Below are 25,002 nucleotides of genomic sequence, written 5' to 3'. Positions count from 1 at the left end.
GACATGGAAACCTTGAGCTACCTGGGCCAGGGCTTCGGCGTTGCCCTTTCCCCCTACAACCTGGTCACCGCGCTGGTGGGCACCCTCATCGGCACCATCGTCGGCCTGCTGCCGGGCCTCGGCCCGATCAACGGCGTGGCCTTGCTGATCCCCGTCGCCTTCGCCCTCGGCCTGCCGCCGGAGTCGGCGCTGATCCTGCTGGCCGCCGTCTACCTGGGCTGCGAGTACGGCGGGCGCATCAGCTCCATCCTGCTCAACATCCCCGGTGAAGCCTCCACCGTGATGACCACCCTCGACGGCTATCCCATGGCCCGCCAGGGCCTGGCCGGCGTCGCCCTGTCGCTGTCGGCCTGGAGCTCCTTCATCGGCGCCTTCATCGCCACCTGCGGCATGGTGCTGTTCGCCCCGCTGCTGGCCAAATGGGCCATCGCCTTCGGTCCGGCGGAATATTTCGTGCTGATGGTGTTCGCCATCGTCGCCCTCGGCGGCATGGCCGGCGACCGGCCGATGAAGACCTTCATCGCCGCCCTGCTCGGCCTGTTCCTCTCCACCATCGGCATCGACGCCAACAGCGGCGTCTACCGCTTCACCTTCGACAGCATCCACGTCGCCGACGGCATCCAGTTCGTGGTGCTGGTGCTGGGCCTGTTCTCGGTGAGCGAGATCCTCCTGCTGCTGGAGAAGACCCATCACGGCCACGTTGCCGTGAAGGCCACCGGGCGCATGCTGTTCAACGTCAAGGAAGCCGCCTCGGTGGCCGTGGTCAACCTGCGCTGCGGGGTGATGGGTTTCATCCTCGGCGTGCTGCCGGGTGCCGGCGCCACCCTGGCCAGCGCCGTGGCCTACATGACCGAGAAAAAGCTGGCCGGCGACTCCGGCAAGTTCGGCCAGGGCGACATGCGCGGCCTGGCCGCCCCGGAAACCGCCATCGGCGCCTCCGCCTGCGGCGCCATGGTGCCGATGCTGACCCTGGGCGTTCCCGGCTCCGGCACCACCGCCGTGATGATCGGCGCACTGACCCTCTACAACATCACCCCCGGCCCGATGCTGTTCCAGCAGCAGCCGGACATCGTCTGGGGCCTGATCGCCTCGCTGTTCATCGCCAACCTCATGCTGGTGATCCTCAACATCCCGATGATCCGGCTGTTCACCCGCATCCTCAACGTGCCCAACTGGGTGCTGGTGCCGGTGATCGCCATCATCACCTCCATCGGCGTCTACGCCGTGCACGCCACCACCTTCGACCTGTTCCTGATGGTCGCCATCGGCATCTTCGGCTACATCCTGCGCAAGCTGGACTTCCCCCTCTCGCCGCTGCTGCTGGGCTTCATCCTCGGCGGGCTGATGGAACAGAACCTGCGCCGCGCGCTGTCGATCTCCAACGGCGAGCTGGGCATCCTCTGGTCCAGCCCCATCACCCTCGGCACCTGGGCCCTGGTGCTGGTGATGCTGGCCCTGCCGCTGGTGCGCATCTGGCGCCGCCGCAGCGCCCAGCGCAAGGCCCTGGCCGGTGCCTGAGGGCTGGCGCGCCTGGTGGGCCACCCCGCTGGTGGGCGCGGTGGGCGGGCTACTGGCCAACCTCGCCCACTGGCCGCTGCCCTGGATGATCGGCGCCCTGGTGGCGGTCATCCTGTTCCGCTGCACCACCCCCTGGCAGATCCGTGACCTGCCGGGGGGCCGCAAGACCGGGCAATGGATCATCGGCATCGGCATCGGCCTGCACTTCTCCCCCGCCGTGGTGGAGCAGGTGCTGGCGCACTTCTGGCTGATCCTCTTCGGCGCCCTGTTCACCACCCTTTCCAGCATCGCCGCCGTGTGGCTGCTGCGGCGCACCGGGGAAGACCCGGCCACCGCCTTCTTCTCCAGCATGCCCGGCGGCTCGGGGGAAATGGTCAACCTCGGCCTGCGCAACGGCGCCTCCCCCAGCCGCGTGGCGGCCGGGCAGAGCCTGCGCGTGGTGGCCGTGGTGCTTTGCGTGCCGGCGGTGTTCAAGCTGCTGCTGGGCGACGGCCCGGCGCTGCACCCGGCGGCGCCGGTGGACTGGGCCTGGCTGGCCCTGCTGGTGCCCGCCGGCGGGTTGCTGGCCCTGCTCTGGCAACGCCTGCGCCAACCCAACCCCTGGCTGTTCGGCCCGCTGCTGGTCAGCGCCGGCGCCAGCATCCTCTACGACCTGCACCTGGGCCTGCCGCCCGGCGCCAGCCAGGTCGGCCAGTTGCTGATCGGCAGCGGCCTGGGCTGCCACTTCGACCGCGCCTTTTTCCGCCGCGCCCCCAGCTTCCTCGCCCGCACTTTGCTGGGCACCGCGCTGATGATCGGCGCCGCCACCCTCTGCGCCCTCGGCCTGGGCTGGCTCACCGCCCTGGACATCCGCTCGCTGACCCTGGGCATGATGCCCGGCGGCATCGCCGAGATGAGCCTCACCGCCGAGACCCTGCAGCTCTCCGTCCCCCTGGTCACCGCCTTGCAGGTGCTGCGCCTGCTGCTGGTGCTGTTCCTCGCCGAACCCATCTACCGCCGCTGGCGCCAGCGCGCCCGCCCGTAGGTTGGCACCCAGTACAGCGAGGCCGTATCGCGAATGGATTGGCTCCCACGAGGAGCGGCCATTTGATTAACGGATATGTCCCCACGCTCCGCTTGGCGGGGGCCCTGCCCTATCCTCTGCCCATCGCCTGCCGCCGACGGTAATCCCCCATGCCACGTCCGCGCCTCCACCGCACCACCCGCTGGCTGACGCTCCTGGCGCTGCTGCTGACCCTCGGCGCCTGCAGCCGGCTGGACCTCGCCTACCGCAACCTCGACTGGCTGATCCCCTGGTCCATCGCCGACTACGTCAGCCTCGACAGGAGCCAGCGCACCTGGCTCGAACCGCGCATCCAGGCGCACCTGCGCTGGCATTGCAGCACCCAGTTGCCGCGCTACGCCGCCTGGTTGCAGGAGGTGGAGCGCCTGGGCCAGGCCGACCAGCTGGACGCCGACGCCTTGCTCGGCCACATGCAGCTCTTCAAGGAGGCGGTCGACGCCGTCGCCGTGGAGATCACCCCGACCACCGTCACCTTGCTGCAGGGCCTCAGCGCCGGGCAGGTGGAGGAGCTGAACGCCTCGCTGGACGAGAAGGAGCGCACGCTGCGCCGGGAACACCTGATCCCTCGCGACGAACAGGTCGAGCTACGCCGCGAACGCATGGAGAAACGCCTCAAGCCCTGGTTCGGCACGCTCTCCGCGCAACAACAGGCGAAGGTCGATGCCTGGGCCGATAGCCTGGGCGACAGCAATGCGCTGTGGGTGGACAACCGCAAGCGCTGGCAATCAGCCCTGCGCAACGCCCTCGCCGAACGCGACGGCGCGGGCTTCGCACCGCGCATCGCCGCCCTGCTGCAGGAGCGGGAGGCGTTCTGGAGCGAGGCCTACCGGGTCCACTTCGAGCGGGGCCAGGTCGCCCTGTCGCAACTACTCGCCGACCTGTTCAACGACGCCAGCGCCAGCCAGCGCGAGCGCCTGCGCACCCGGCTGCAGGACCTGCGGCAGGACATCCAGCAGTTGCAGTGCCCGACGGCCTGAGCCCGCCTCAGCCGCGCAGGCGCGCGCCGATCCAGGCCAGCACTGCCGTGGCCAGGCACAGGTGGAACAGGTCGACCCGGGGAATCCCGAGCCAGTCGCCCTGGGTACCGATCACCAGCCCCGCCAACAGGAACGCCAGCGAACCGGCCACCGCCAGCCCCCAGCGCCGGGAACGCCCCGGCCAGGCCAGCGTCGCCAGGGCCAGCGCATTGCCCGCCAGCGCGACGGCGGGCGGCACCAGCAGCATCGCCGCCGCCAGGCCCAGCACCACCAGGTGACGCGTTGCGCCCCGCAGCCAGACGAAGGCGATCAGCGGCAGGCCGATGCGCGAAGAGATGAACGCGAGTTGGCGGTGCGCCTCGTCAAGGGCGCCGAGCCCCGCATAGAGCGCAGCCCCGAAAAGCGCCGCCAGCGCCATCGAGACGAAGCCCACCGCGCGCCAGCCCTGGTGCTCGCGGCCGTGGAGCCAGGCGGCCAGGAGGCAGGCGCTGGCCAGCAGCAGCTCGCCGCCGACATGGAGGATCAGCATCGGGATGGAAGCGGGCATGGGGCGTCCTGTCTTGGGCCGTTGGGGATGCCCGGCAGGCTATAGCGAGGGCTGATCCGACGCATGGCGGCTCACGCCAAAGCGCGCGACGCCATGCGCCAGTGCCGTCAGAGCGGCGGCACGCGCCAGTCGATGGGCGCCAGGCCGTGCTGTTCGAGGAACTTGTTGCAGCGGCTGAAGTGGCCGTTGCCGAGGAAGCCGCGGTAGGCCGACAGCGGCGAAGGGTGGGCGGAACGCAGCACCAGGTGCTTGGTGGAATCGATCAGGCGCTGCTTGCTCTGCGCGTGGGAACCCCACAGCAGGAACACCAGGTTCGGCTGGTGCGCGCTGACCACCTCTATCACCCGGTCGGTGAACGGCTGCCAGCCCTGGTTGGCGTGGGAGCCGGCGCGAGCCTGCTCCACGGTCAGCGAGGTATTGAGCAGCAGCACGCCCTGCTCGGCCCAGCTCTGCAGGTGGCCGTGGTCGGGCATGTCGATGTTCAGGTCGCGCTTGAGCTCCTTGTAGATGTTCAGGAGCGACGGCGGGATGGGCACGCCCGGCTGCACCGAGAAGCACAGGCCATGGGCCTGGCCGGGGCCGTGGTAGGGGTCCTGGCCGATGATCACCACCTTCACCTCGTCCAGCGGGGTGGAGTTCAGCGCGTTGAAGATCAAGGGGCCGGGCGGGAATATCACCTTGCCGGCGGCCTTCTCGGCGCGCAGGAACTCACCCAGCGCCTTCATGTAGGGCTTGTCGAACTCCTCGCGCAGGGCTTCTTTCCAGCCCGCTTCGAGCTTTATCCGATCAACGGTCTCGGTCATGTCTCTTCCAGTTCTCTGGCGCCTTGCGGCGCGGATGAGGCGGGCGAAGGCCGCTCAATGGTCGGGCACCCTAAAAAATGCCCTCTACTCTTGTCAATCAAGGTGGAACATGGAGATCGCATCCGATGGACAACCGCCACGATGGCCTGAAGTTCTCGCTCTACAGCAGCTTCCTCAAGGGCAACGCCAAGGTGCCGCAGATGCCGGAGACGTCCCTGCGCCTGCGCAAGCTGCTGGCGTCCGAGCACGCCTCACTGGAACAGGTCACCCGTCTGCTGCACAGCAACCCGCCGCTCGCCGCCTACCTGCTGCAATTCGCCGAGACCCCGATGCTGCGCAACCTGCGCCAGGGCGTGAACCTGCAGGAGGTGATCGCGCGCCTGGGCATGCAGCGCCTCAACAACCTGGTGCTCAGCTTCGCCATCCAGCACCTGTTCACCAGCCAGGACCCGGCCCTGCAGAAGGTCTTCCGCACCCGCTGGAACGCCGCCCTGCTCTGCGCCGCCCACAGCGCCTGCCTGGCCCAGTTGCTGACGCGCCTGCCCCTGGAAGACGCGCTGCTCGCCGGCCTGGTGCAGGACATCGGCAGCCTGCCGTTGCTCGACGAGCTGGAGCGCTGGCCCGAGGTCTCACGCGCCGAGGACGACCTGCAACGCCTCTGCGACCAGCTTTCTGCGGATGTCGGGGTGATCGTGCTCACCAGCTGGAAGCTGCCGCCGCAGCTCATCGACTGCGCGCGCAACCGCAGCGAATGGTGCCGCGCGCACAAGGGCACGGCGGACCTGGTGGACGTGGTGCAGGTCGCCCGCCAGCTGGCCGCGCGGGAACTCGACGATGAGCAGCTGGTGCAGCTGCCCGCCTGGCAGCGCCTGCTGGGCGAACGCCTCGACAGCCTGCCGCCGGAGGCGGTACGCGCGGAGCTCGCCAGCGAGGTGGGCTTCTGGTTCAAGCTGCTCGGCGGCAAGGGCCACGCCTGAACCGCATCAGCCCTGGTGCAGCGCCCGGTAATGGCTGGGCGCCATGCCCACCACCTTGCGGAACAGCCGCGAGAAGTAATAGACGTCCTCGTAGCCCAGCTGCTCGGCGATCTGGCGGATGCCCTGGTCACCCTCGTCGAGCAGGCGGCAGGCATGGGCCATCTTCAACTGGATGAAATCCTGGATCGGCGCGTGCCCGGTGAGCGCGCGATAGGTCTTGGCGAAGTGGAAGCGCGACAGCTTGAACTGCGCGGCCAGCTGGTCGAGGTTGAGGCTGTCGTGCAGGTGCGCGCGCATCACCGCCTGCACCGCGTCGATGTCCAGCACCCGCCCGGACTTGAGCACCCCGCGCGCCGGCAACACGGCGAGCGAAGTCAGCAGGGTCTGCAACTGGTGCGCGGCATGCACGAAATGCAGTGGGGCGAGACCGTGGCGGCGCAGCCCCAGCAACGCGTCGAAGTCCGCCAGCAGGCGCGGCTGGGCGCCGATGCGGCGCAGGCCGGCCGGCCCCAGCGGGCGCAGGAAATCCTCCACCAGCTCCCCCTCGAAGTGCACCCAGTAGATGCTCCAGGGCCGCTGCGGGTCGGCGCCATAGGCGTGCATGCGCCCACGGGGCAGCAGCAGCAGGTCGCCGCCGACCACGTCGAATCGTCCATCCCCGGTCTCCAGCCAGCCCTGCCCGGCACGGCAGTAGATGAGCAGGTGATCGTCCGGTGCCAGGCGCAGCATGCGGTGCCCGCCGGCTTCCGGATAGAAGCCCAGGGCCAGGGGGTAACAGCCCGCCGTCAGCGGGTTGCGCGCCAGCATGCGCCGCAGGCGCGGTGGCGTGGTGAAGCGCACGCCATTGGCCGGCAGCGGCCAGTTGGAGGTTTCGACGGAGCGGCTCATGGTTGTTCTTGTGTCGGCCTGCAATCACAAGATCGTCCATCCAGGCGACAAGATCGTCAATCCACATCCGCCGTGCACGCCGCTATAACGACAAGAAAACAACAAGACGCCCGGCACGGGTGGAGGACGAGATGACCAGGACGATTGCGCAACTGATCGATGGCGAATGGCGCGACAGCCGCTCCCGCGAACTGATCGAAGTCACCGATCCCGCGACCCAGGCCGTGCTGGCCCTGGCGCCCAAGGCGACGCCCGAGGAAATCGAGGCGGCCATCGCCAGCGCCAAGCAGGCCTTCACCACCTGGCGCGAGGTGCCGGTGCCGGAGCGGGCACGGCTGATGCTGCGCTACCAGCACCTGCTCAAGGAGCACCACGACGAACTGGCCGAGATCCTCGCCAGCGAAACCGGCAAGACCTTCGCCGATGCCAAGGGCGACGTCTGGCGCGGCATCGAGGTGGCCGAGCACGCCGCCAACATCGCCAGCCTGATGATGGGCGAGACGGTGGAGAACGTGGCCCGCGAGATCGACACCGCCAGCTGGATCCAGCCGCTCGGCGTATGCGTCGGCATCACCCCCTTCAACTTCCCGGCGATGATCCCGCTGTGGATGTTTCCCCTGGCCATCGCCTGCGGCAACACCTTCATCCTCAAGCCCTCCGAACAGGACCCGCTGACCCCCAACCGCCTCGCCGAGCTGTTCCTCGAGGCCGGCGCGCCCAAGGGCGTGCTGCAGGTGCTGCACGGCGGCCGCGAACAGGTGGACGCCCTGCTCACCCACCCGGACATCCGCGCCATCTCCTTCGTCGGCTCCGTGCCGGTGGGCCAGCACATCTACCGCACCGGCACCGCGCACCTGAAGCGCGTGCAGGCCTTCGCCGGCGCCAAGAACCACATGGTGATCATGCCCGACGCCAACAAGGACCAGGTCCTCAGCAACCTGCTGGGCGCCAGTTGCGGCGCCGCCGGCCAGCGCTGCATGGCCATCAGCGTGGCGGTGTTCGTCGGCGCGGCGCGGGAGTGGATCCCCGAGCTGGCCGCGCAGATGGCCGAGCTCAAGCCCGGCCACTGGCAGGACGCCCACGCCGCCTACGGCCCGCTGATCAGCCAGCAGGCCAAGCAGCGCGTGCAGCGGCTGATCGCCGAAGGCAAGGCCGAGGGCGCCGAATGCCTGCTGGATGGCTCCCACTGCGAAGTGGCGGGCTTCCCCGACGGCAACTGGCTGGGTCCGACCCTGTTCCGTGGCGTGACGACGAAGATGGGCCTGTACCGCGAGGAGATCTTCGGCCCGGTGCTGGCCTGCATGGAGGTGGACGACCTGGACGCCGCCATCGAGCTGGTCAACGCCAGCCCCTACGGCAACGGCACCAGCATCTTCACCCGCTCCGGCGGCGCCGCGCGGCACTTCCAGCATGCGGTTGAGGTGGGCCAGGTGGGCATCAACGTGCCGATCCCGGTGCCGCTGCCATTCTTCTCCTTCACCGGCTGGAAGGGCTCCTTCTACGGCGACCTGCATGCCTACGGCAAGCAGGCGGTGCGCTTCTACACCGAGACCAAGACGGTCACCAGCCGCTGGTTCGACGACAGCCCCGTGAGCGGGCCGAACATGACCATTCAGTTGAAGTGAGAAGTGCGTCGGCCCTGTTAGACCAAAAGATGATCTCACCTTAAAAACGAGCGGCGTAAAAGGTTCCCTGCAGAACAACAACAAGGAGAACTGCAATGCGCCGATTGACTGCCACCCTGGCCCTCTGGGCCGGGATCACCGCCTGTGCGCAGGCTGCCGAGCCCATCACCCTGGGGCTCAACTACCCGCGCACCGGCTCATACAAGGAAGAGGGATTGGCGCAGATGCGTGGAGCCCTGCTGGCCATCGACGAAATCAACGCCACCGGCGGTGTGCTCGGCCGGCCCTTGCGCCTGTCCGGCAAGGATTCCGCCTCGCGCCCGGAAAAGGCGGTGAAGAACGTCGACAAGCTGGCCGCCGAAGGCGCGGTGATGCTCTTCGGCGGGGCCTCCAGCGCGGTGGCCATCGCCGCCGGCGAGCGCGCCCGTGACCACGGCCTGCTGTACTTCGGCACCCTCACCTATTCCAACGACACCACCGGCAGGAACGGCCACCGCTACATGTTCCGCGAGTGCAACAACGCCTGGATGAGCGCCAAGGTGCTCGGCCAGTACCTGAACAAGACCCTGCCCGACAAACGCTACTTCTACGTCACTGCCGACTACACCTGGGGCCATACCACCGAGGCCTCGCTGCGCCAGGCCACCGCCAGCGAAGACACTGCCCGTCATGCCGGCGTGCGGGTGCCCTTCCCCGGCGCACGCCTGACCGACTACCAGGACGCCCTGACCCAGGCCGCCGCCAGCGACGCCCAGGTGCTGGCCCTGGTGCTGTTCGGCGAGGACCTGGTGCGCGCCATGCGTATCGCCCGGGACATGGGCCTGACGATGCGCATGCAGATCGTCGCGCCGAACCTCACCCAGGGCATCATCGAGCAGGCCGGTCCCGACCTGATGCAGGGCGTGCTCGGCACCGAGCCCTGGACCTGGCGCGTGCCGGCCCTGGAGAAATCCCAGCGTGGCATGGCCTTCGTCGAAGCCTTCAAGGCGCGCTACCAGATGTACCCCTCCAGCTCCGCCGCCTCGGCCTACAGCATCGTCCAGCAATGGGCCGATGCCGCCAGGCGCAGCGGCAGCCTCGACAGCGAGGCACTGATCAAGGCGCTGGAAGGGCATCGCTACAGCCTGCTGAAGGACGAACAGCAGTGGCGCGCCTTCGATCACCAGAACCTGCAGACGGTCTATGCCGTGCGGGTGAAGACCCGTGAGGAGGTGCTCAAGGACCCGCTCAAGCAGGACTACTTCGAAATCGTCGACCGCCTCGACGCCAGCGCCGCCCTCCCCAGCCTCGCCGACTGGCAGGCCGAACGGCGCGCCGGCAACCAACCCCCGACCTTGCAATGAGACGCCATGGACTTCGAACTCAGTGATGAACAGCGCCTGCTGGTACACAGTGCCGCCGCCTTCACCCGCCACGAACTGGCGCCCAACGCAGCGGACTGGGACCGTGACCACCACTTCCCGGTGGAGGTGATCCGCCGCGCCGCCGAGCAGGGCTACCTGGGTCTGTACATCGCCGAGGACGACGGCGGGCTGGGCCTCTCGCGCCTGTCCGCCTCGCTGATCTTCGAACAACTGGCCGCCGGCTGTGTCGCCACCACCGCCTACCTGACCATCCACAACATGGCCGCCTGGATGCTCGCCTCCTTCGGTGACGCCGAACTCAAGGCGCGCTGGCTGCCGGGGCTGATCAGCGGCGAGCAGCTGGCCTCCTATTGCCTCACCGAGCCGGATGCCGGCTCCGACGCCGCCCATCTGCGCACCCGTGCGCGCCGTGATGGCGAGCACTACGTGCTGGACGGCAGCAAGTGCTTCATCTCCGGGGCCGGCAGCACCCAGGTGCTGATCGTCATGGCGCGCACCGGCGAGGACGGCGCCAAGGGCATCTCCTGCTTCCTGGTACCGGCCGATGCCGAGGGCATCCGCTACGGCCGCAACGAAGACAAGATGGGCTGGCGCGCCCAGCCGACCCGCACCATCGCCTTCGAGGGCGTGCGCATCCCCGCCGGCAACCGCATCGGCCCGGAAGGCCAGGGCTTCGTCTACGCCATGAAGGGTCTGGACGGCGGGCGCCTGAACATCGCCAGCTGCTCCCTGGGCGCGGCCCAGGCGGCGCTGGAACAGAGCCTGCGCTACGTCGAGGAACGCAAGCAGTTCGGCAAGCCCCTGGCCGAGTTCCAGGCCCTGCAGTTCAAGCTCGCCGACATGCTCACCGCGCTCACCGCCAGCCGGCAGATGGTGCGCCTGGCCGCCCATCGCCTGGACCAGCGCCACGCCGAGGCGAGCCTCTACTGCGCCATGGCCAAGCGCTTCGCCACCGACCAGTGCTTCGACATCTGCAACGATGCACTGCAACTCCATGGTGGCTATGGCTATCTGAATGACTACCCTCTGGAGCGCTGGGTGCGCGACACCCGCGTCCACCAGATACTCGAAGGCACCAACGAGATCATGCGCGTCATCGTGGCGCGCCGTTTACTGGAACAGGGCGGCACACTCGACCGCCTGCTGTAAGGAGCCCCCAATGAGCACTGCCGTAGAGCCGTACCAACCCGGCGTTTTCGACCTGACCCACAAGCTGACCGTGGAGAAGCACGGCCACACCGCGCTGATCACCATCAACCATCCGCCGGCCAACACCTGGGACCGCGACTCGCTGATCGGCCTCAAGCAGGTGATCGAGCACCTCAACCACGACGACGACATCTACGCCCTGGTGGTAACCGGCCAGGGGCCGAAGTTCTTCAGCGCCGGCGCCGACCTCAACCTCTTCGCCGATGGCGACAAGGCCCGCGCCCGCGAGATGGCCCGGCGCTTCGGCGAAGCCTTCGAGACCCTGCGCGACTTCCGTGGCGTATCCATCGCCGCGATCAATGGCTACGCCATGGGCGGCGGCCTGGAATGCGCCCTGGCCTGCGACATCCGCATCGCCGAGCGCCAGTCGATGATGGCCCTGCCCGAGGCCACCGTGGGCCTGCTGCCCTGCGCCGGCGGCACCCAGGCGCTGCCCTGGCTGGTGGGCGAAGGCTGGGCCAAGCGCATGATCCTCTGCGGCGAGCGCGTGGACGCGGAAACCGCCCTGCGCATCGGCCTGGTGGAACAGGTGGTGGACACCGGCGAAGCACGCGGCGCGGCCCTGCTGCTGGCCGCCAAGGTGGCGCGGCAGAGCCCGGTGGCGGTGCGCACCATCAAGCCGCTGATCGAAGGCGCGCGCCAGCGCGGGCCGAACAGCTGGCTGCCGGAGGAGCGCGAACGCTTCGTCGACCTGTTCGACGCCGAGGACACCCGCGAAGGCGTCAACGCCTTCCTCGAGAAACGCGACCCGCAATGGCGCAACCGCTGAGCGGCCCGCGACGAGCCCCAGGTAGGGAGAAACGATGAATATCCAGTTCGAAGAACGCGTCGGGCTGCACGGCGCCCGCATCGGCATCGCCAGCCTCGACGCCGAGGGCAGCCTGAACGCCCTGAGCCTGCCGATGATCGAGGCCCTCGAGGCGAAGCTGCACCAGTGGCAGGACGATCCGGAAGTCGTCTGCGTGCTGCTGCGCGGCAATGGCCCGCGCGCGTTCTGCGCCGGCGGCGACGTGCGCAAGCTGGTGGAGGCCTGCCGCGAGCATCCTGGCGAGGTGCCGCCGCTGGCGGCGCGCTTCTTCGCCGACGAGTACCGCCTCGACCACCGCATCCACACTTACCCCAAGCCGCTGATCTGCTGGGCCCACGGCCACGTGCTGGGTGGCGGCATGGGCCTGATGCAGGGCGCGTCCATCCGCATCGTCACCCCATCCAGCCGCCTGGGCATGCCGGAGATCAACATCGGCCTGTACCCGGACGTGGGCGGCAGCTGGTTCCTCGCCCGCCTGCCCGGGCGCCTGGGGCTGTTCCTCGGCCTCACCGCCAGCGCCATCAACGCCCGTGACGCCCTGGACCTGGACCTGGCCGACCGCTTCCTGCTGGACGACCAGCAGGCCGCGCTGCTCGAGGGCCTGGTGCAACTGAACTGGCGCGAGCAACCCGGCGCGCAGCTCACCAGCCTGCTGCAGTCCCTGGAGCACCAGGCCCGCGACCAGCTGCCGGCCGCCCAGTGGCTGCCGCGCCGCGCCCGCATCGACACCCTGCTGGATGTGGCCGACCTGCCGGCCGCCTGGAAGGCCATCACCGCGCTGCAGCACGATGACGACGCCCTCCTCGCCCGCGCCGCCAAGACCCTCGCCGGCGGCTGCCCGCTCACCGCGCACCTGGTCTGGGAGCAGATCCGCCGCGCCCGCTACCTGTCCCTGGGCGATGTGTTCCGCATGGAATACGCCATGAGCCTGAACTGCTGCCGCCACCCGGAATTCCCCGAAGGCGTGCGCGCACGGCTGATCGACAAGGACAACGCACCGCGCTGGCACTGGCCCGATGTCGCCGCCATTCCCCGCGCGGTGATCGAGGCGCACTTCGCACCGGTCTGGGATGGCCCGCATCCACTCGCAGCGCTCTAGCCCATTGGCAACGGCCAAGGAGAACAACAATGAAAAAGATCGCCTTCATCGGCCTCGGCAACATGGGCCTGCCGATGGCCCGCAACCTGCTCAAGGCCGGCCATGAACTCAAGGTCTTCGACCTGGTGCAGGCTGCAGTTGACGAACTGGTGGCCGAAGGCGCCAAGGCTGCCAACGACGCCCACGACGCGGTCGCCGGCGTCGACCTGGTGGTGAGCATGCTGCCCGCCAGCCGCCATGTGGAGGGCCTGTACCTGGGCGACGACGGGCTGCTCGCCTTCATCCGCGCCGGCACCCTGGTGCTGGAATGCTCGACCATCTCCCCCGACGCCGCGCGCAAGGTGCATGCCCGGGCCAAGGCGCTGGGCATCGACCTGCTGGACGCGCCGGTCTCCGGCGGCACCGCCGGCGCCGCTGCCGGCACCCTCACCTTCATGGTCGGCGGTGACGGCAGGACCCTGGAGAAGGCCCGGCCGGTGCTGGCGGCCATGGGCAAGAACATCTTCCACGCCGGCCCCGAAGGCGCCGGCCAGGTGGCCAAGGTGTGCAACAACCAGGTGCTGGCGGTGCAGATGATCGCCACCGCCGAAGCCATGGCCCTGGGCGTCGCCAACGGCCTCGACCCCAGCGCGCTGGCGGAGATCATGCGCCAGAGCTCGGGCGGCAACTGGGTGCTGGAGCGCTACAACCCCTGGCCCGGCGTGATGGCCAATGCACCGGCGAGCAACGGCTACCAGGGCGGCTTCATGGCCGAGCTGATGGCCAAGGACCTGGGCCTGGCCCAGGAGGCCGCGCAGCTCACCCAGAACAGCACCCCCATGGGCGCCCTGGCGCTGCAGCTCTACAAGATGCTGCTGAAACAGGGCAAGGGCCGCCAGGACTTCTCGGTGGTGCAGCAGTTGTTCATCGAGCCCGAGGCTTGACCGCTCGCCCCATCTTCGAAGGCTGTTTCTCCCAAACGCAAAAAGGGCCCCGAGGGGCCCTTTTGCATTCCACCGTCGCCTCAGACCAGGGTCAGGGTGACGTCGATGTTGCCGCGGGTGGCGTTGGAGTACGGGCAGACGATGTGGGCCTTGTCGATCAGCTCACGCGCCTGGTCCTTGTCCATGCCCGGCAGGCTGATCTGCAGCTCCACCTCGATGCCGAAACCGGTGGGAATCGCGCCGATGCCGACGATGCCTTCGATGGAGGCGTCCGCCGGGACCGCGTACTTGTCACGGGCTCCGACGAACTTGATCGCGCCGAGGAAGCAGGCCGAGTAGCCGGCGGCGAACAGTTGCTCGGGGTTGGTGCCTGCGCCGCCCGCGCCGCCCAGCTCACGCGGGGTGGTCAGCGAGACGTCGAGGACGCCGTCGGAGGAGATGGCGCGGCCTTCACGGCCACCGGTGGCTTCTGCATAGGCGCGGTACAGGACGTTTTCGATGCTCATGGTGTGTTCCTTGTGAGAGTGATCCGGGTTTATTTGGTTCGCTGTAGATTTGTGCGCTAAGCGATTCCATGGAGCGAACATTAGTGCGCTTTTATTTTGCGCGCAATATTTATTTCAAGAAGAATTGGGAATAGGCCCGCCAGATTCCGGGCATAAGCACGCATGGCGTGGCCTGGCGCCGGGATCAAGGCGCATCGGGGCGAGGGACTGGAGGCGCGAGGCGAGTTCAGCCGAAGCTGCGGACCTTGTTGCGCCCGGAATGCTTGGCGGCGTAGAGCGCCGAGTCCGCGCTCTGGATGAGCGTTTCCGGGAGGTCGCCGGGCCTGGGGATCATGCTGTGGATACCGATGCTCACCGTGACCACCCCCGCCTGGGCGCTGAGGTGTTCGATCTGCTTCATCTCCACGGCCTCGCGTACGCTCTCGGCGATCACCTGGGCGCCGGCCGGCGCGGTGTGCGGCAGGATGATGGCGAATTCCTCGCCACCATAGCGGGCGATGAGGTCGGTCGAGCGGATTTTGATCACCTTCAGCGCCTCGCTCACCGCCTTGAGGCAGAGATCGCCGGCGCGGTGGCCGTAGGTGTCGTTGAACAGCTTGAAGTTGTCGACATCGATCATCAGCAGCGAGATGGGCTGGCGGATGATCGCCGCGCGCTGGAATTCCTCAAAGAGGGTCTTGTCGAACTGCCGCCGATTGGCGATGCCGGTGAGCGCGTCGATGGCGGCCAGTTGCGACAGCTCCTCGTTCTCCAGCTGGATGCTGCGCGCCGCCAGCAGGCGTTCCCGGGTACGTCGCACCAGCACCAGTCCGATGATCACCAGTGCCAGCACCAGCGCCGTCACCAGGGTCACCAGCACCACCGCCTTGTCTCGCCACTCGGTGAGCACTTCGCTCTTCTGCATCGCCGCCACCACCAGCAGCGGGTAGCCGTCCAGCACCCGGTAGGCGTACACGCGCTCACGGCCATCGAGGCTGGAAAGGCCGGAGCCGGTGCCTACCGGCGAGTTCTTCAGGTCATCCATGAACAGCGGGCTGTCGAGCAGGTTGCCGGTGCCCGGCTCCATGAACGGCCGCCGCACCACCAGCGTGCCGTCGTTCTCGGCGAGCAGGATGGCGCCGTTGCGGCCGATGTCGAAGTCCTTGTAGAAGGCGTTGAAATAGCTGATGCGGATGGTCGCCAGCACCACGCCGTCGAATTCGCCATGCCGGCCGTTGATGCGCCGCGAGATGGGCAAGACCCATTCGCCGGTGGAGCGTCTCTGCACCGGCGAGCTGACCTCGATGTCGCGGCTCACCGAGTTGAGGTGATGCTGGAAGTACTCCTGGTCGGCGTTGCGGGTGGTCGGCGACGGCGGCGCGCTGGTGTAGTGGCTCCAGCGGCCGTCGCGGTCGAACACGTAGATGCCGGACAGCTGCTGGGCCCGCAGCTTGTAGGCGCTGATCAGGCCGTCGATGCCCTGGCGGTCGCCGGCGTCGCGGCTCTCCAGCAGGTAGACCAGGCCGCTGAGGATCAGGTCGGCCTCCTTGATGGTTTCCTCGGCGTGCTGGGAGACCGAGTAGGCGAGGTTGGCGTTGGACTTGTCCGCCTCGGACAGGTAGTGCGCGCGGGAGTCGAGCACCTGGTAGAGATTGACGCCGATGGCCACCGCGCCACCGAACAGGATCAGGAAGTAGGCCAGCCAGAGGGCCAGGCGCGTTCGCAGGAACGGCGCGAGGCGTTTGGCTTCTACTTTCTCCATCCCTCGCTCCTCTATGGGCCGGCAGAACCGGGTGTCTGTCATTGCGGGTGGTTGCGACGGCGTCGAGGCATCAGACAGAAAGCTTAGCCAGCGGTGCCGGGGCAGGCAGAAATGACGCGGCAGAGGCACGGGATCTCAAAGTGCCACTACGGAGGCGCGATGCTACGCGATTGCGCACGGGCGCACACCCTCGCGGGCGGCCAGTGAATGATGAAGATCGGGTGCAGCGGCGTTAGAAGCCGGCGCGAGTCAGCGCCAGGTTGAGCGCCAGCGGATGATGTCCCTGGCAATGCAGTACGCCGTGTTCGTCGACCACGCCGAGGCCGAAGGCTTCGTTCGTCTCCTCGAAGAAGAGGAAACCGCCGGGCAGCTCGGCAACCACCAGGACCTGCTCCAGCTCGCCATAACGCAACCGGGGTTGGGCATAGAAGGGAACGCGACAGGCGGCGAACACCACCTGCTGGGCAGGGGAACAGTCGTGCAGCTGCTGGTGGACCAGGTTCTTCAGTTCAGCAGCGGAAATGCTCTGACACGTATCCATGGCGGGTCCGTCCTGTTCTTGTTGGGTAGCCGGGCCTGGCGAAAGGATGATCGACACCGAGGACGAAAATCTAGCAGCCCGGGTGCGCCTTGCCACCCCCATCTGTATCAGGATTCGACGAAAGCACGGGTCGCCTCAACTCTGGGAGAAGCGCGGCCCCAGCAGGATGACCAGCGCCCCCGCGACGCAGAGCGCCGCACCCAGCCAGTCGCTGGCCAGCGGGCGGGTGCGCTCCACCAGGCCCAGCCAGAGCAGCGAGGTGATGATGTAGATGCCCCCGTAGGCCGCATAGGCGCGCCCGGCGTAGGCCGCCTCGACGCGGGTCAGCAACAGCGCGAAGCACAGCAGGCTGAACAGGCCGGGGGCGATCCACCAGGCGCTGCGGTCCAGGCGCAGCCACATGAAGAACGCATAGCAGCCGGCGATTTCGAACAGCGCGGCGAGGAAGAACCAGAGGTAGTTGAGCATGGACGATGTCCCCGTCGAATCCGATGGTGCCGTGCGGCGCAGCACGCGCATTCTCTCAGCCGCGCAACGCGCCCTCGCGCTCCCAGGCGCAGCGCACGCGCAGGTTGGCTTCCTGGGGGCTGTGGAAGCCCTGCTCGCTTTCCCAGCGGAAGGTGTGGGTGCCGTTGAGTTCGGTTTCCAGGTGCACCACCGCGCTGCCCCAGTAGAGCTGCTTGAGCAGGGCCTCGAACTGCTGCACCCAGAGGTTCCACTCGTACTCCACCGCGGCGTAGCTGGCACCGAAGTGGATCACCTGGGTCTGGTAGAGCCCCTGCCCGGGGTGGGCGCTGAAGGAGAACATCTCGCGCCCGAGGAAGGGCCAGATGTCGCCGGCGGGCAGGCTTTCGATCACACGGCGGTTGGTCGCGCGACGCAGTTGCCGCACCTCGTCGTCGTCCGACGGCCAGTCACGGATGCAGCCATAGACGATGGATTCAGAGTCCACGCGAGCACTCCAGGAAAACAGTGGCAGCCTTCTATCACAGGGCTGCCAGGCAGGAAAGGAATTGCCGCCGATTTCCGCGATCAGGCCTTGCGGCGCCCCAGCAACCAGGCCAGCACGCACATGGTCACCGCCAGGCCGGTGAAGACCATGAAGGGCAACCGGTAGTTGCCCCCCAGGTCGCGGCCGAGGCCGGCGAGCACCGGCGTCAGGCTGCCCAGGCTGTACCCGGCGAAGAGCATCATCGCCGTCCAGCGGCTCACCGCCAGCGAGGTGTGCACCTCATAGAGCGGCAGCACCATGGACAGCGCGAAGGAACCGGAAAGCCCCAGCCCCAGCAGCACCGCCCAGACCTCGGGGTACAGGCCGGGGGCGAAGGTGATCATCCCCAGGCACAGCGAGCTGGTGATGCCGCAGCCGAGCAGCAGCGAGTAGCGATTGTCGTAGCGCTGGGCCAGCCACGGCAGGATGAAGGCACTGGGCAGCCCCACCAGCATGAACAGGCTGAACAGGCTGTTGCTGCGCAGCACGCTGAAGCCGGCCTCGTGGTAGCGCGCCACCAGCCAGGTGGTGAGGGCGTAGAACAGCCCGGCCTGGATGGCGAAGAAGGCGGTGATCAGCCAGGCGCGCGGCTCGCCCCAGGGCAGCCCGCCGGAGCCACCGGCCTCGCTGGCCGTCTCCGCACGGTTGGGCAGGAACAGCCAGAGCACGGTCGCCGCCAGCGCCGGCAAGGCCCAGAACGCCAGGCCCATCGACCACTGGTTGGCCAGCGCCTGGGTCACCGGCTCGGTGAGTACCGCGCCGGACGCGCCACCGATCGTCATGCTCAGGGAATACCAGGCGACCACCCGGCCGACCCGGTCATGGAAGTGGCGCTTGATGAAGCCCGACACCAATGGCCCGGCAATGGCGATGCCGGCCCCCAGCAGCACCGCGCTGCCGATCAGCACCGCGCTGGCGTGACCGGCGACGCGCACGCCGCAGGCGATGACGATGAGCAGCAGGCACAGGGCGATCACCCGCTCCAGGCCGAAGCGCATGGCCAGGCGCGGCGCCAGGGGCGCCAGCAGGCCCATGCACAGCACCGGCAGCGCGGTGGTGAGGCTGATCAGGCCACGGCTTAGGTCGAGTTCGCTGGCGATGCGTTCGATCAAGGGAGCGAGGGAGGTGATGCCGGGGCGCAGGTTGATCGCCGCCAGCACCAGAGCCAGCATGAAAAGGGCTCGGGAAGCAGGTTTCACAGACAGTCCAGAAGGTCGTCGGCATCTACGCCGGGGGGTGCAACCCTACTCTGCGAAAGCGCAGCCGGGCAAGACGTCGGCACGCATAATCTGACCGAGCGGACAGAAAATCATCCCCCCCGGGTGGAACCCAGCGGGCGAGAAAGCCGGCTCCACGGGCTGTGGAGCCGGGTCGGGCGGGCTCAGGCCTGCTGGCGGCCCTTCGCGCGCATCTTGTCCGACATGCTGGCCATCTCGTCGTAGAGCATCTGCGGGTTCTTCTGCTTCACCGCCCAGGCCATGCGGCCCTGCTCGTGGGGCAGGATCATGAAGGTGCCGGCAGCCACTTCGTCGTAGATGTAGTCGGCGATATCGGCAGCGCTGATCGGCGAGCTTTCCAGCAGCTTGCCCACCTGTTGCTTCATGGCCGGGGTCGGGCCACGGAAGGAGTCCAGCAGGTTGGTCTGGAAGAACGACGGGCAGACCACGTGGACGCCGATGCCTTCCTGCTTGAGCTCGATCAGCAGGCTTTCCGACAGCGCCACCACACCGGCCTTGGCCACGTTGTAGTTGCTCATCGCCGGGCCCTGCATCAACGCCGCCATGGAGGCGATGTTGACGATGCGGCCCTTGCTGCGCTGCAGCAGCGGCAGGAAGGCCTTGCAGCCCTTGACCACGCCCATCAGGTTGATCGCGATCTGCCAGTCCCAGTCCTCCAGGGACAGTTCCTCGAAGAAGCCGCCGGAGGCGACACCCGCGTTGTTGACGATGATGTCGATGCCGCCGAGCTTCTGCTCGCAGGCCTGGGCGAAGGCGGTGAGCTGGCTGTAGTCGCGCACGTCGCAGCGCTGGGTGAAGCCGTCGCCGCCCGCTTCGCGAACCAGTGCCAGGGTTTCCGCGAGCCCGGGCTCATTGACGTCGGAAAGGGCCAGCTTGCTGCCTTCGCGGGCCCAGCGCAGGGCGATCTCACGGCCCAGACCGGAGCCAGCGCCGGTGATCATGATGCGGTTCTGCATGGTGAGGTTGCCTTCTTGGTATGTGCGTTGGTGCCCGCAGTTTAGCGAGGCACCCTGCACCGCAGCGCGAAATCAGGGCGCTGAATGACGGGGGCAAATCAATGCATCGACGCCTTGCGCAGCCCCTCGCCAGGCGCTAGCGCGAACGACGCAGCACGCGCGCCAGGAGAAGGCCGTAAACGAGCAGGTTGAGCCCGACGACGATGCCGCCGAGCCAGAGCTGGATGCCCGGCGTCAGGCCCGCCGGGTAGATCACCGGCAGCACGTGGTGCTCGATGAAGCCGCCCTGGTAGCCCTGCTCACCGGCCGCGCGGCGCAGCGCATTCTCCAGCGGCGTGAGCGGGCAGATCAGGTGCAGCCATTCGACGGTCACGCCCCAGCAGGCGGCGGGCAGGTGCACAAGCGCCAGCCTCGGCCAGCGCAGCACCAGCAGCCCCCCCAGCAGGACGAAGACGATGAACCCCAGGTGGAAGAGCACCACCGCGTCCGCGGCGATCCGGTAGAGCATCCTGCTGCCTCCGTGTCATCTGGCCACCCTAACTTCCGATAGTCGGCAAGCCATTGTTTTTGCTGGTCAAAAGCGCCCACGCAAGAATCTTTCATGAACCTTTGCAAATCAGGCGAAGTCGGAATCTACAGGAGCGGCCACAGGTTTTGCATGCAGCGATGCACGCGCCGTGCGGCCGCACCGGGACGTCCAAGAACAAGGTCCATAGAAGGAGTTCCACCATGGGTATCAGTACCATTCTGCTCGTCATCCTGATCCTGCTGCTCATTGGCGGCCTGCCGGTGTTCCCCCACTCCCGTGGCTGGGGTTACGGCCCCTCGGGCATCATCGGTACCCTGCTGATCATCCTGCTGGTGCTGATGATACTGGGCAGGATCTGACGACCGCTCTCTCACGGGCCACGTTGGCGGATGTGGTCTGTGGGGCGAGCGACCTCCCCCACTGCTCTCTTCACCCCCTTCCCTCGCAAGCCCTTTGCCGCACTCGCAAATCATCGGCACCTCTCGCCACCCCATCCCTGAACGAGCGTCCTCGCAGGCGGCCCCTGTCGCCCCTGGCCAGACCGCGCGCCAAACAAAAAGGGCAGCCCGAAGGCTGCCCAATGTGCACGGAGTCTTGCGTGGATCAGTGGGCGACGGCGCCGCTGGCCCCCAGGCCGGTCTGCGAACGGACGAACTGCGGGAAGAAGCGTGCGCGCTCCTCGTCTGCAGCGGCGGACTTGTCGGTGATGGAGAAGAACCAGATACCCACGAAGGCCACCAGGATCGAGAACAGCGCCGGGTACTCATAGGGGTAGATGGCTTCGGCATGGCCGAGGATCTGCACCCAGATGGTCGGGCCGAGGATCATCAGGCCAACCGCGGTGACCAGGCCCAGCCAGCCGCCGATCATGGCGCCACGGGTGGTCAGCTTCTTCCAGTACATGGAGAGGATCAGCACCGGGAAGTTGCAGCTCGCCGCGATGGAGAAGGCCAGGCCGACCATGAAGGCGATGTTCTGCTTCTCGAACAGGATGCCCAGGCCGATGGCCAGGACGCCGAGCGCGACGGTGGTGATCTTCGATACGCGCAGCTCATCCTTCTCGTTGGCCTTGCCTTTCTTGAACACCGAGGCGTAAAGGTCGTGGGAGACCGCCGAGGCACCGGCCAGGGTCAGGCCGGCGACCACCGCGAGGATGGTGGCGAAGGCCACGGCCGAGATGAAGCCGAGGAACAGGCTGCCGCCCACGGCGTTGGCCAGGTGCACCGCGGCCATGTTGTTGCCGCCCAGCAGTGCGCCGGTGGCGTCCTTGAAGTCCGGGTTGGTGCTGACCAGCAGGATCGCGCCGAAGCCGATGATGAAGGTCAGGATGTAGAAGTAGCCGATGAAGCCGGTGGCGAAGAACACCGATTTACGGGCTTCCTTGGCATCGCTGACGGTGAAGAAGCGCATCAGGATGTGCGGCAGGCCGGCGGTGCCGAACATCAGCGCCAGGCCGAGGGAGATCGCCGAGATCGGGTCCTTGACCAGGCCGCCGGGGCTCATGATGGCCTCGCCTTTCGGGTGGACCTTGATGGCCTCGCTGAACAGCATGCCGATGTCGAAGTTGACGTGCTTGAGCACCATGATCGCCATGAAGGAGGCACCGGACAGCAGCATCACCGCCTTGATGATCTGCACCCAGGTGGTGGCCAGCATGCCGCCGAACAGCACGTACAGCACCATCAGCACGCCGACAAGCACCACGGCCACGTGGTAGTTCAGGCCGAACAGCAGCTCGATCAGCTTGCCGGCACCGACCATCTGCGCGATCAGGTAGAAAGCCACCACCACCAGCGAACCGCAGGCGGACAGGGTGCGGATTTCCTTCTGCTTGAGGCGGTAGGAGGCAACGTCGGCGAAGGTGTACTTGCCCAGGTTGCGCAGGCGCTCGGCGATCAGGAAGAGGATCACCGGCCAGCCGACGAGGAAGCCGATCGAGTAGATCAGGCCGTCGTAGCCGGAGGTGTAGACCAGGGCGGAAATACCCAGGAAGGACGCCGCGGACATGTAGTCACCGGCGATCGCCAGGCCGTTCTGGAAACCGGTGATGCTGCCGCCGGCGGTGTAGAAGTCGGCGGTCGACTTGCTGCGCTTGGACGCCCAGTAGGTGATGTAGAGGGTGAAGCCGACGAAGGCCACGAACATGACGATGGCGGAAACGTTCAGCGGCTGGCGCTGCACGTCGCCTTCCAGCGCGCCGGCGGCCCACAGGGCCGGGGCCACGGCCATCAGGCCGACGATGCCGCAGATGGAGAGAATGCGCGCGATCATTGCTGCGCCTCCTTGAGGACTTCACGGTTCAGGCGGTCGAACTCGCCATTGGCGCGGCGCACGTAGATGCCGGTGAGCACGAAGGCGGAGACGATCAGGCCGACACCGATCGGGATGCCCCAGGTGATGGAGGAGCCCGGGCTGAGCTTGGTGCCGAGTACCTGGGGCTCGAAGGCGATGAGCAGGATGAAGGCCAGGTACAGGCCCAGCATGATGGCGGAGAGAATCCAGGCGAAGCGTTCGCGCTTGGCGACCAACTCCTGGAAGCGCGGATTCTCGTGAATCCGCTGGTAGATGCTGTCGTTCATTGTTGTTGTCCTCTACACAGCACGTTAGTGGTGAAAACAACTCTAGAACGCTCGTACACAGGCAACAGACGACCTTAGTCGTAGCGCCGGCGCTTTCTCGACCAAGGTCGTAGGTGACTCATAAAGCGAATCTATCAGCACCATCTCCAATACAAACTTCCTTGCATGGATGAGCCCGCCTAATCTGCACGCAACCAGGAATCATTCCCATCTGAGGGGAGGCCCATCATGCTCAAGACCGTCACCTTCACCGTCATGCACTTCGCCATCGCCTTCAGCGTCGCCTACGCACTCACCGGCAGCGTGGCCATCGGCGGGCTGGTGGCCATCGTCGAGCCACTGGTCAACTCCGTGGGCTTCCACTTCCACGAAAAACTCTGGAAGCGCTTCGAGAAGGCCAAGGCCGAAGGCACCGGCACGCGGCGGCACAACTGGCTGCACCAGCACGCCTGACGTGGGCGGCGGCCCAGTAATGCGCTGAAACCAGTTCACAGGGGGTCAGCGCATTCCTACCGAACCCTTGAATCCGCTAAGATGCGCGGCTTTGCCGCCACGCGCACCTAGCCCAATGAGCCCGACCAGCCGATTCCCCGTTCTGTCCTACCTGCTTGCCTCGATCGCCGCCCTGTTGCTGCTCGCCGCCCTCTGGTACGGCCAGGGCAAGCCGGTGATCCTGCCTGACGCGGCGACCCCGACGCACAAGCTCCAATGCGCCTCCTACAGCCCGTTCGACAAGGACCAGTCGCCCTTCGACCAGCCCTTCGTCCTGCGCCCCGAGCGCATGGACGCGGACCTGGAACTGCTCGCCACCCGTTTCCATTGCGTGCGCACCTACTCCATGACCGGCCTCGAGGCCATCCCGGAGCTGGCTCGCAAGCACGGCCTGAAGCTGATGCTCGGCGCCTGGGTCAACGGCAACCCGGTGGACACCGGCAAGGAAATCGATGCGTTGATCAAGGCCGCCAACGCCAACCCCGACGTGGTCGAGGCGGTGATCGTCGGCAACGAGACCCTGCTGCGCAAGGAAGTCACCGGCGCCCAGCTGGCCAGGCTGATTGGCCAGGTGAAGGCCCAGGTCCAGCAGCCGGTCACCTATGCGGACGTGTGGGAGTTCTGGCTCAAGCACCCCGAGGTCGCCCCGGCCGTGGACTTCCTCACCATCCACCTGCTGCCCTACTGGGAAGACGACCCGGCCGGCATCGACGAGGCACTGGCACACGTGCGGGACATCCGCGAGGAGTTCGGCAAGCGCTTCGCCCCCAAGGACATCATGATCGGCGAGACCGGCTGGCCCAGCGAAGGCCGCCAGCGCGAGACCGCCCTGCCCAGCCGCGTCAACGAAGCCCTGTTCATCCGTGGCTTCGTGCACATGGCCGAGGAGAACGGCTGGCGCTACAACCTGATCGAAGCCTTCGACCAGCCCTGGAAGCGCGAGAGCGAAGGCGCCGTCGGCGGCTACTGGGGGCTGTTCAGCGCCGACCGCACGGAAAAGGGCGTGCTCGCCGGCCCCGTCTCCAACCTGCCGAACTGGCCGCTGTGGCTGGGTGTCAGCGGGCTGATCTTCGTCTTCACCCTGGCCCTGGCCGGGCGCCCCGCCTCCAGCCGCGCCGCCCTGCTGCTGCCCCTGCTGGCCGCGCTCGGCGCCGGCTGCATCGGCATGTGGGCGGAACTGGCGCGCATCACCGCCCGCTTCGCCGGGGAATGGGCCTGGGCGGCCTTCATCGTCGGCCTCAACCTGGTGGTGCTGGCCCATGGCGCCCTGGCCCTGTCGACCCGTGAAGGTGTCCGTGGCCGCCTGTTCGCCTGGCTCGACGCCCGCGCCGCCTGGTGGCTGTGTGCCGCCGGCTTCGCCGGTGCCGTGCTGATGCTGGCCCTGGTGTTCGACGCCCGCTACCGCAGCTTCCCCAGCGCCGCGCTGCTGCTGCCGGCGGTGGTCTACCTGTGCCGCCCGGTGAAGGCGCCGCGTCGCGAGATCGCCCTGCTGGCGCTGTTCGTCGGCCTGGGCATCATCCCGCAGCTGGTCGAGGAGACCCTGGGCAACATCCAGGCGATCGGCTGGGCCGCCACCGCCCTGCTGCTGACCCTCGCCCTGGTACGCAGCCTGCGCATCGGCCGCTAAG

Annotated in this window: 26 protein-coding genes; 13 read left to right on the top strand and 13 right to left on the bottom strand. The window is 67.5% G+C overall.

The annotated features are described in order from the left end of the window. The first annotated feature begins 3 nt into the window (after positions 1-3). The 3 genes from DMX10_RS07450 (at position 4) to DMX10_RS07440 (ending at position 3,558) form a co-directional block, all read left to right on the top strand. Positions 4-1,518, top strand: coding sequence for a tripartite tricarboxylate transporter permease (locus DMX10_RS07450; RefSeq protein WP_111260500.1), 1,515 nt, complete (start codon positions 4-6; stop codon positions 1,516-1,518). After that, positions 1,511-2,542 (top strand): AbrB family transcriptional regulator, encoded by a 1,032-nt coding sequence (locus DMX10_RS07445; protein WP_111260499.1) that lies wholly within the window; start codon positions 1,511-1,513, stop codon positions 2,540-2,542. Before DMX10_RS07450 ends, DMX10_RS07445 begins: the two co-directional genes overlap by 8 nt. Positions 2,543-2,691: 149 nt before the next feature. Then, positions 2,692-3,558, top strand: a complete 867-nt coding sequence (locus DMX10_RS07440) for a DUF6279 family lipoprotein (protein ID WP_111260498.1) — start codon at positions 2,692-2,694, stop codon at positions 3,556-3,558. A 7-nt stretch (positions 3,559-3,565) separates the two neighbouring features. On the opposite strand, the gene DMX10_RS33420 is transcribed toward DMX10_RS07440, so the two are convergent. Both DMX10_RS33420 and ung read right to left on the bottom strand, forming a co-directional pair. After that, positions 3,566-4,105 (bottom strand): hypothetical protein, encoded by a 540-nt coding sequence (locus DMX10_RS33420; protein WP_305888059.1) that lies wholly within the window; start codon positions 4,103-4,105, stop codon positions 3,566-3,568. Positions 4,106-4,212: 107 nt separating this feature from the next. Next, on the bottom strand, positions 4,213-4,908 hold the full coding sequence (gene ung, locus DMX10_RS07430) for a uracil-DNA glycosylase (RefSeq protein WP_111260497.1): 696 nt from the start codon (positions 4,906-4,908) through the stop codon (positions 4,213-4,215). Between the two features lie 125 nt (positions 4,909-5,033). On the opposite strand from ung, the gene DMX10_RS07425 reads away from it, so the two are divergent. Then, entirely contained in the window at positions 5,034-5,885 is an 852-nt protein-coding gene (locus tag DMX10_RS07425) for an HDOD domain-containing protein (protein WP_111260496.1), read from the top strand. A 6-nt stretch (positions 5,886-5,891) separates the two neighbouring features. On the opposite strand, the gene DMX10_RS07420 is transcribed toward DMX10_RS07425, so the two are convergent. Next, positions 5,892-6,773 (bottom strand): AraC family transcriptional regulator, encoded by an 882-nt coding sequence (locus DMX10_RS07420; RefSeq protein ID WP_111260495.1) that lies wholly within the window; start codon positions 6,771-6,773, stop codon positions 5,892-5,894. 131 nt (positions 6,774-6,904) lie between these two features. Between DMX10_RS07420 and DMX10_RS07415 the strand changes: the two genes are divergently transcribed. The 6 genes from DMX10_RS07415 (at position 6,905) to mmsB (ending at position 13,801) form a co-directional block, all read left to right on the top strand. Continuing rightward, complete coding sequence (locus tag DMX10_RS07415; protein WP_111260494.1) at positions 6,905-8,398, top strand: CoA-acylating methylmalonate-semialdehyde dehydrogenase; 1,494 nt, start codon at positions 6,905-6,907, stop codon at positions 8,396-8,398. Between the two features lie 95 nt (positions 8,399-8,493). Beyond that, positions 8,494-9,741: an ABC transporter substrate-binding protein gene (locus tag DMX10_RS07410; protein ID WP_111260493.1), complete on the top strand. Its 1,248-nt coding sequence runs from the start codon at positions 8,494-8,496 to the stop codon at positions 9,739-9,741. Positions 9,742-9,747: 6 nt separating this feature from the next. Further along, positions 9,748-10,911, top strand: a complete 1,164-nt coding sequence (locus DMX10_RS07405) for an isobutyryl-CoA dehydrogenase (protein WP_111260492.1) — start codon at positions 9,748-9,750, stop codon at positions 10,909-10,911. Between the two features lie 10 nt (positions 10,912-10,921). After that, a complete protein-coding gene (locus tag DMX10_RS07400; protein WP_111260491.1) occupies positions 10,922-11,740 on the top strand; it encodes an enoyl-CoA hydratase in 819 nt (272 codons plus the stop codon). Between the two features lie 34 nt (positions 11,741-11,774). Beyond that, positions 11,775-12,878, top strand: coding sequence for an enoyl-CoA hydratase/isomerase family protein (locus DMX10_RS07395; RefSeq protein WP_111260490.1), 1,104 nt, complete (start codon positions 11,775-11,777; stop codon positions 12,876-12,878). A gap of 29 nt (positions 12,879-12,907) precedes the next feature. Continuing rightward, the gene (gene mmsB, locus DMX10_RS07390) at positions 12,908-13,801 is read left to right on the top strand and encodes a 3-hydroxyisobutyrate dehydrogenase (RefSeq protein WP_111260489.1); all 894 of its coding nucleotides are present in this window, start codon (positions 12,908-12,910) and stop codon (positions 13,799-13,801) included. Positions 13,802-13,881: 80 nt separating this feature from the next. Here the strand turns inward: mmsB and DMX10_RS07385 are convergent, their stop codons facing one another. The 8 genes from DMX10_RS07385 to DMX10_RS07350 form a co-directional block, all read right to left on the bottom strand. Then, positions 13,882-14,307 carry an organic hydroperoxide resistance protein gene (locus tag DMX10_RS07385; RefSeq protein WP_111260488.1) on the bottom strand — a complete coding sequence of 142 codons (426 nt, stop codon included), beginning with the start codon at positions 14,305-14,307 and terminating at the stop codon, positions 13,882-13,884. 226 nt (positions 14,308-14,533) lie between these two features. Then, positions 14,534-16,048, bottom strand: coding sequence for a sensor domain-containing diguanylate cyclase (locus tag DMX10_RS07380; RefSeq protein WP_158545584.1), 1,515 nt, complete (start codon positions 16,046-16,048; stop codon positions 14,534-14,536). Between the two features lie 232 nt (positions 16,049-16,280). Then, positions 16,281-16,589: a hypothetical protein gene (locus DMX10_RS07375; protein ID WP_111260486.1), complete on the bottom strand. Its 309-nt coding sequence runs from the start codon at positions 16,587-16,589 to the stop codon at positions 16,281-16,283. Positions 16,590-16,724: 135 nt separating this feature from the next. Beyond that, on the bottom strand, positions 16,725-17,057 hold the full coding sequence (locus DMX10_RS07370; protein WP_111260485.1) for a YnfA family protein: 333 nt from the start codon (positions 17,055-17,057) through the stop codon (positions 16,725-16,727). Between the two features lie 55 nt (positions 17,058-17,112). Beyond that, a complete protein-coding gene (locus DMX10_RS07365) occupies positions 17,113-17,541 on the bottom strand; it encodes a hypothetical protein (RefSeq protein WP_111260484.1) in 429 nt (142 codons plus the stop codon). An 80-nt stretch (positions 17,542-17,621) separates the two neighbouring features. Beyond that, a complete protein-coding gene (locus DMX10_RS07360) occupies positions 17,622-18,752 on the bottom strand; it encodes a CynX/NimT family MFS transporter (protein ID WP_236204487.1) in 1,131 nt (376 codons plus the stop codon). A gap of 209 nt (positions 18,753-18,961) precedes the next feature. Then, positions 18,962-19,774: an SDR family oxidoreductase gene (locus DMX10_RS07355; protein WP_111260482.1), complete on the bottom strand. Its 813-nt coding sequence runs from the start codon at positions 19,772-19,774 to the stop codon at positions 18,962-18,964. Between the two features lie 136 nt (positions 19,775-19,910). Continuing rightward, complete coding sequence (locus DMX10_RS07350; protein WP_111260481.1) at positions 19,911-20,282, bottom strand: DUF2784 domain-containing protein; 372 nt, start codon at positions 20,280-20,282, stop codon at positions 19,911-19,913. A 221-nt stretch (positions 20,283-20,503) separates the two neighbouring features. On the opposite strand from DMX10_RS07350, the gene DMX10_RS07345 reads away from it, so the two are divergent. Next, the gene (locus DMX10_RS07345; protein ID WP_021221276.1) at positions 20,504-20,662 is read left to right on the top strand and encodes a DUF3309 family protein; all 159 of its coding nucleotides are present in this window, start codon (positions 20,504-20,506) and stop codon (positions 20,660-20,662) included. Positions 20,663-20,906: 244 nt separating this feature from the next. Here DMX10_RS07345 and DMX10_RS07340 read toward each other — a convergent pair whose 3' ends face one another. Together DMX10_RS07340 and DMX10_RS07335 are read right to left on the bottom strand one after the other, a co-directional pair. After that, on the bottom strand, positions 20,907-22,574 hold the full coding sequence (locus DMX10_RS07340; protein ID WP_111260480.1) for a cation acetate symporter: 1,668 nt from the start codon (positions 22,572-22,574) through the stop codon (positions 20,907-20,909). Next, positions 22,571-22,882: a DUF485 domain-containing protein gene (locus DMX10_RS07335; RefSeq protein ID WP_021221278.1), complete on the bottom strand. Its 312-nt coding sequence runs from the start codon at positions 22,880-22,882 to the stop codon at positions 22,571-22,573. Before DMX10_RS07335 ends, DMX10_RS07340 begins: the two co-directional genes overlap by 4 nt. Positions 22,883-23,110: 228 nt before the next feature. Between DMX10_RS07335 and DMX10_RS07330 the strand changes: the two genes are divergently transcribed. Next, a complete protein-coding gene (locus DMX10_RS07330) occupies positions 23,111-23,335 on the top strand; it encodes a DUF2061 domain-containing protein (RefSeq protein ID WP_111260479.1) in 225 nt (74 codons plus the stop codon). A 115-nt stretch (positions 23,336-23,450) separates the two neighbouring features. Continuing rightward, positions 23,451-25,001, top strand: a complete 1,551-nt coding sequence (locus DMX10_RS07325) for a beta (1-6) glucans synthase (RefSeq protein ID WP_111260478.1) — start codon at positions 23,451-23,453, stop codon at positions 24,999-25,001. Position 25,002: the final 1 nt, after the last annotated feature.

It is taken from the genome of Pseudomonas sp. 57B-090624, from assembly GCF_003234055.1.
In the GTDB taxonomy this organism is placed as follows: domain Bacteria; phylum Pseudomonadota; class Gammaproteobacteria; order Pseudomonadales; family Pseudomonadaceae; genus Metapseudomonas; species Metapseudomonas tohonis.
This window is presented reverse-complemented; position numbering and strand designations above follow the sequence as displayed.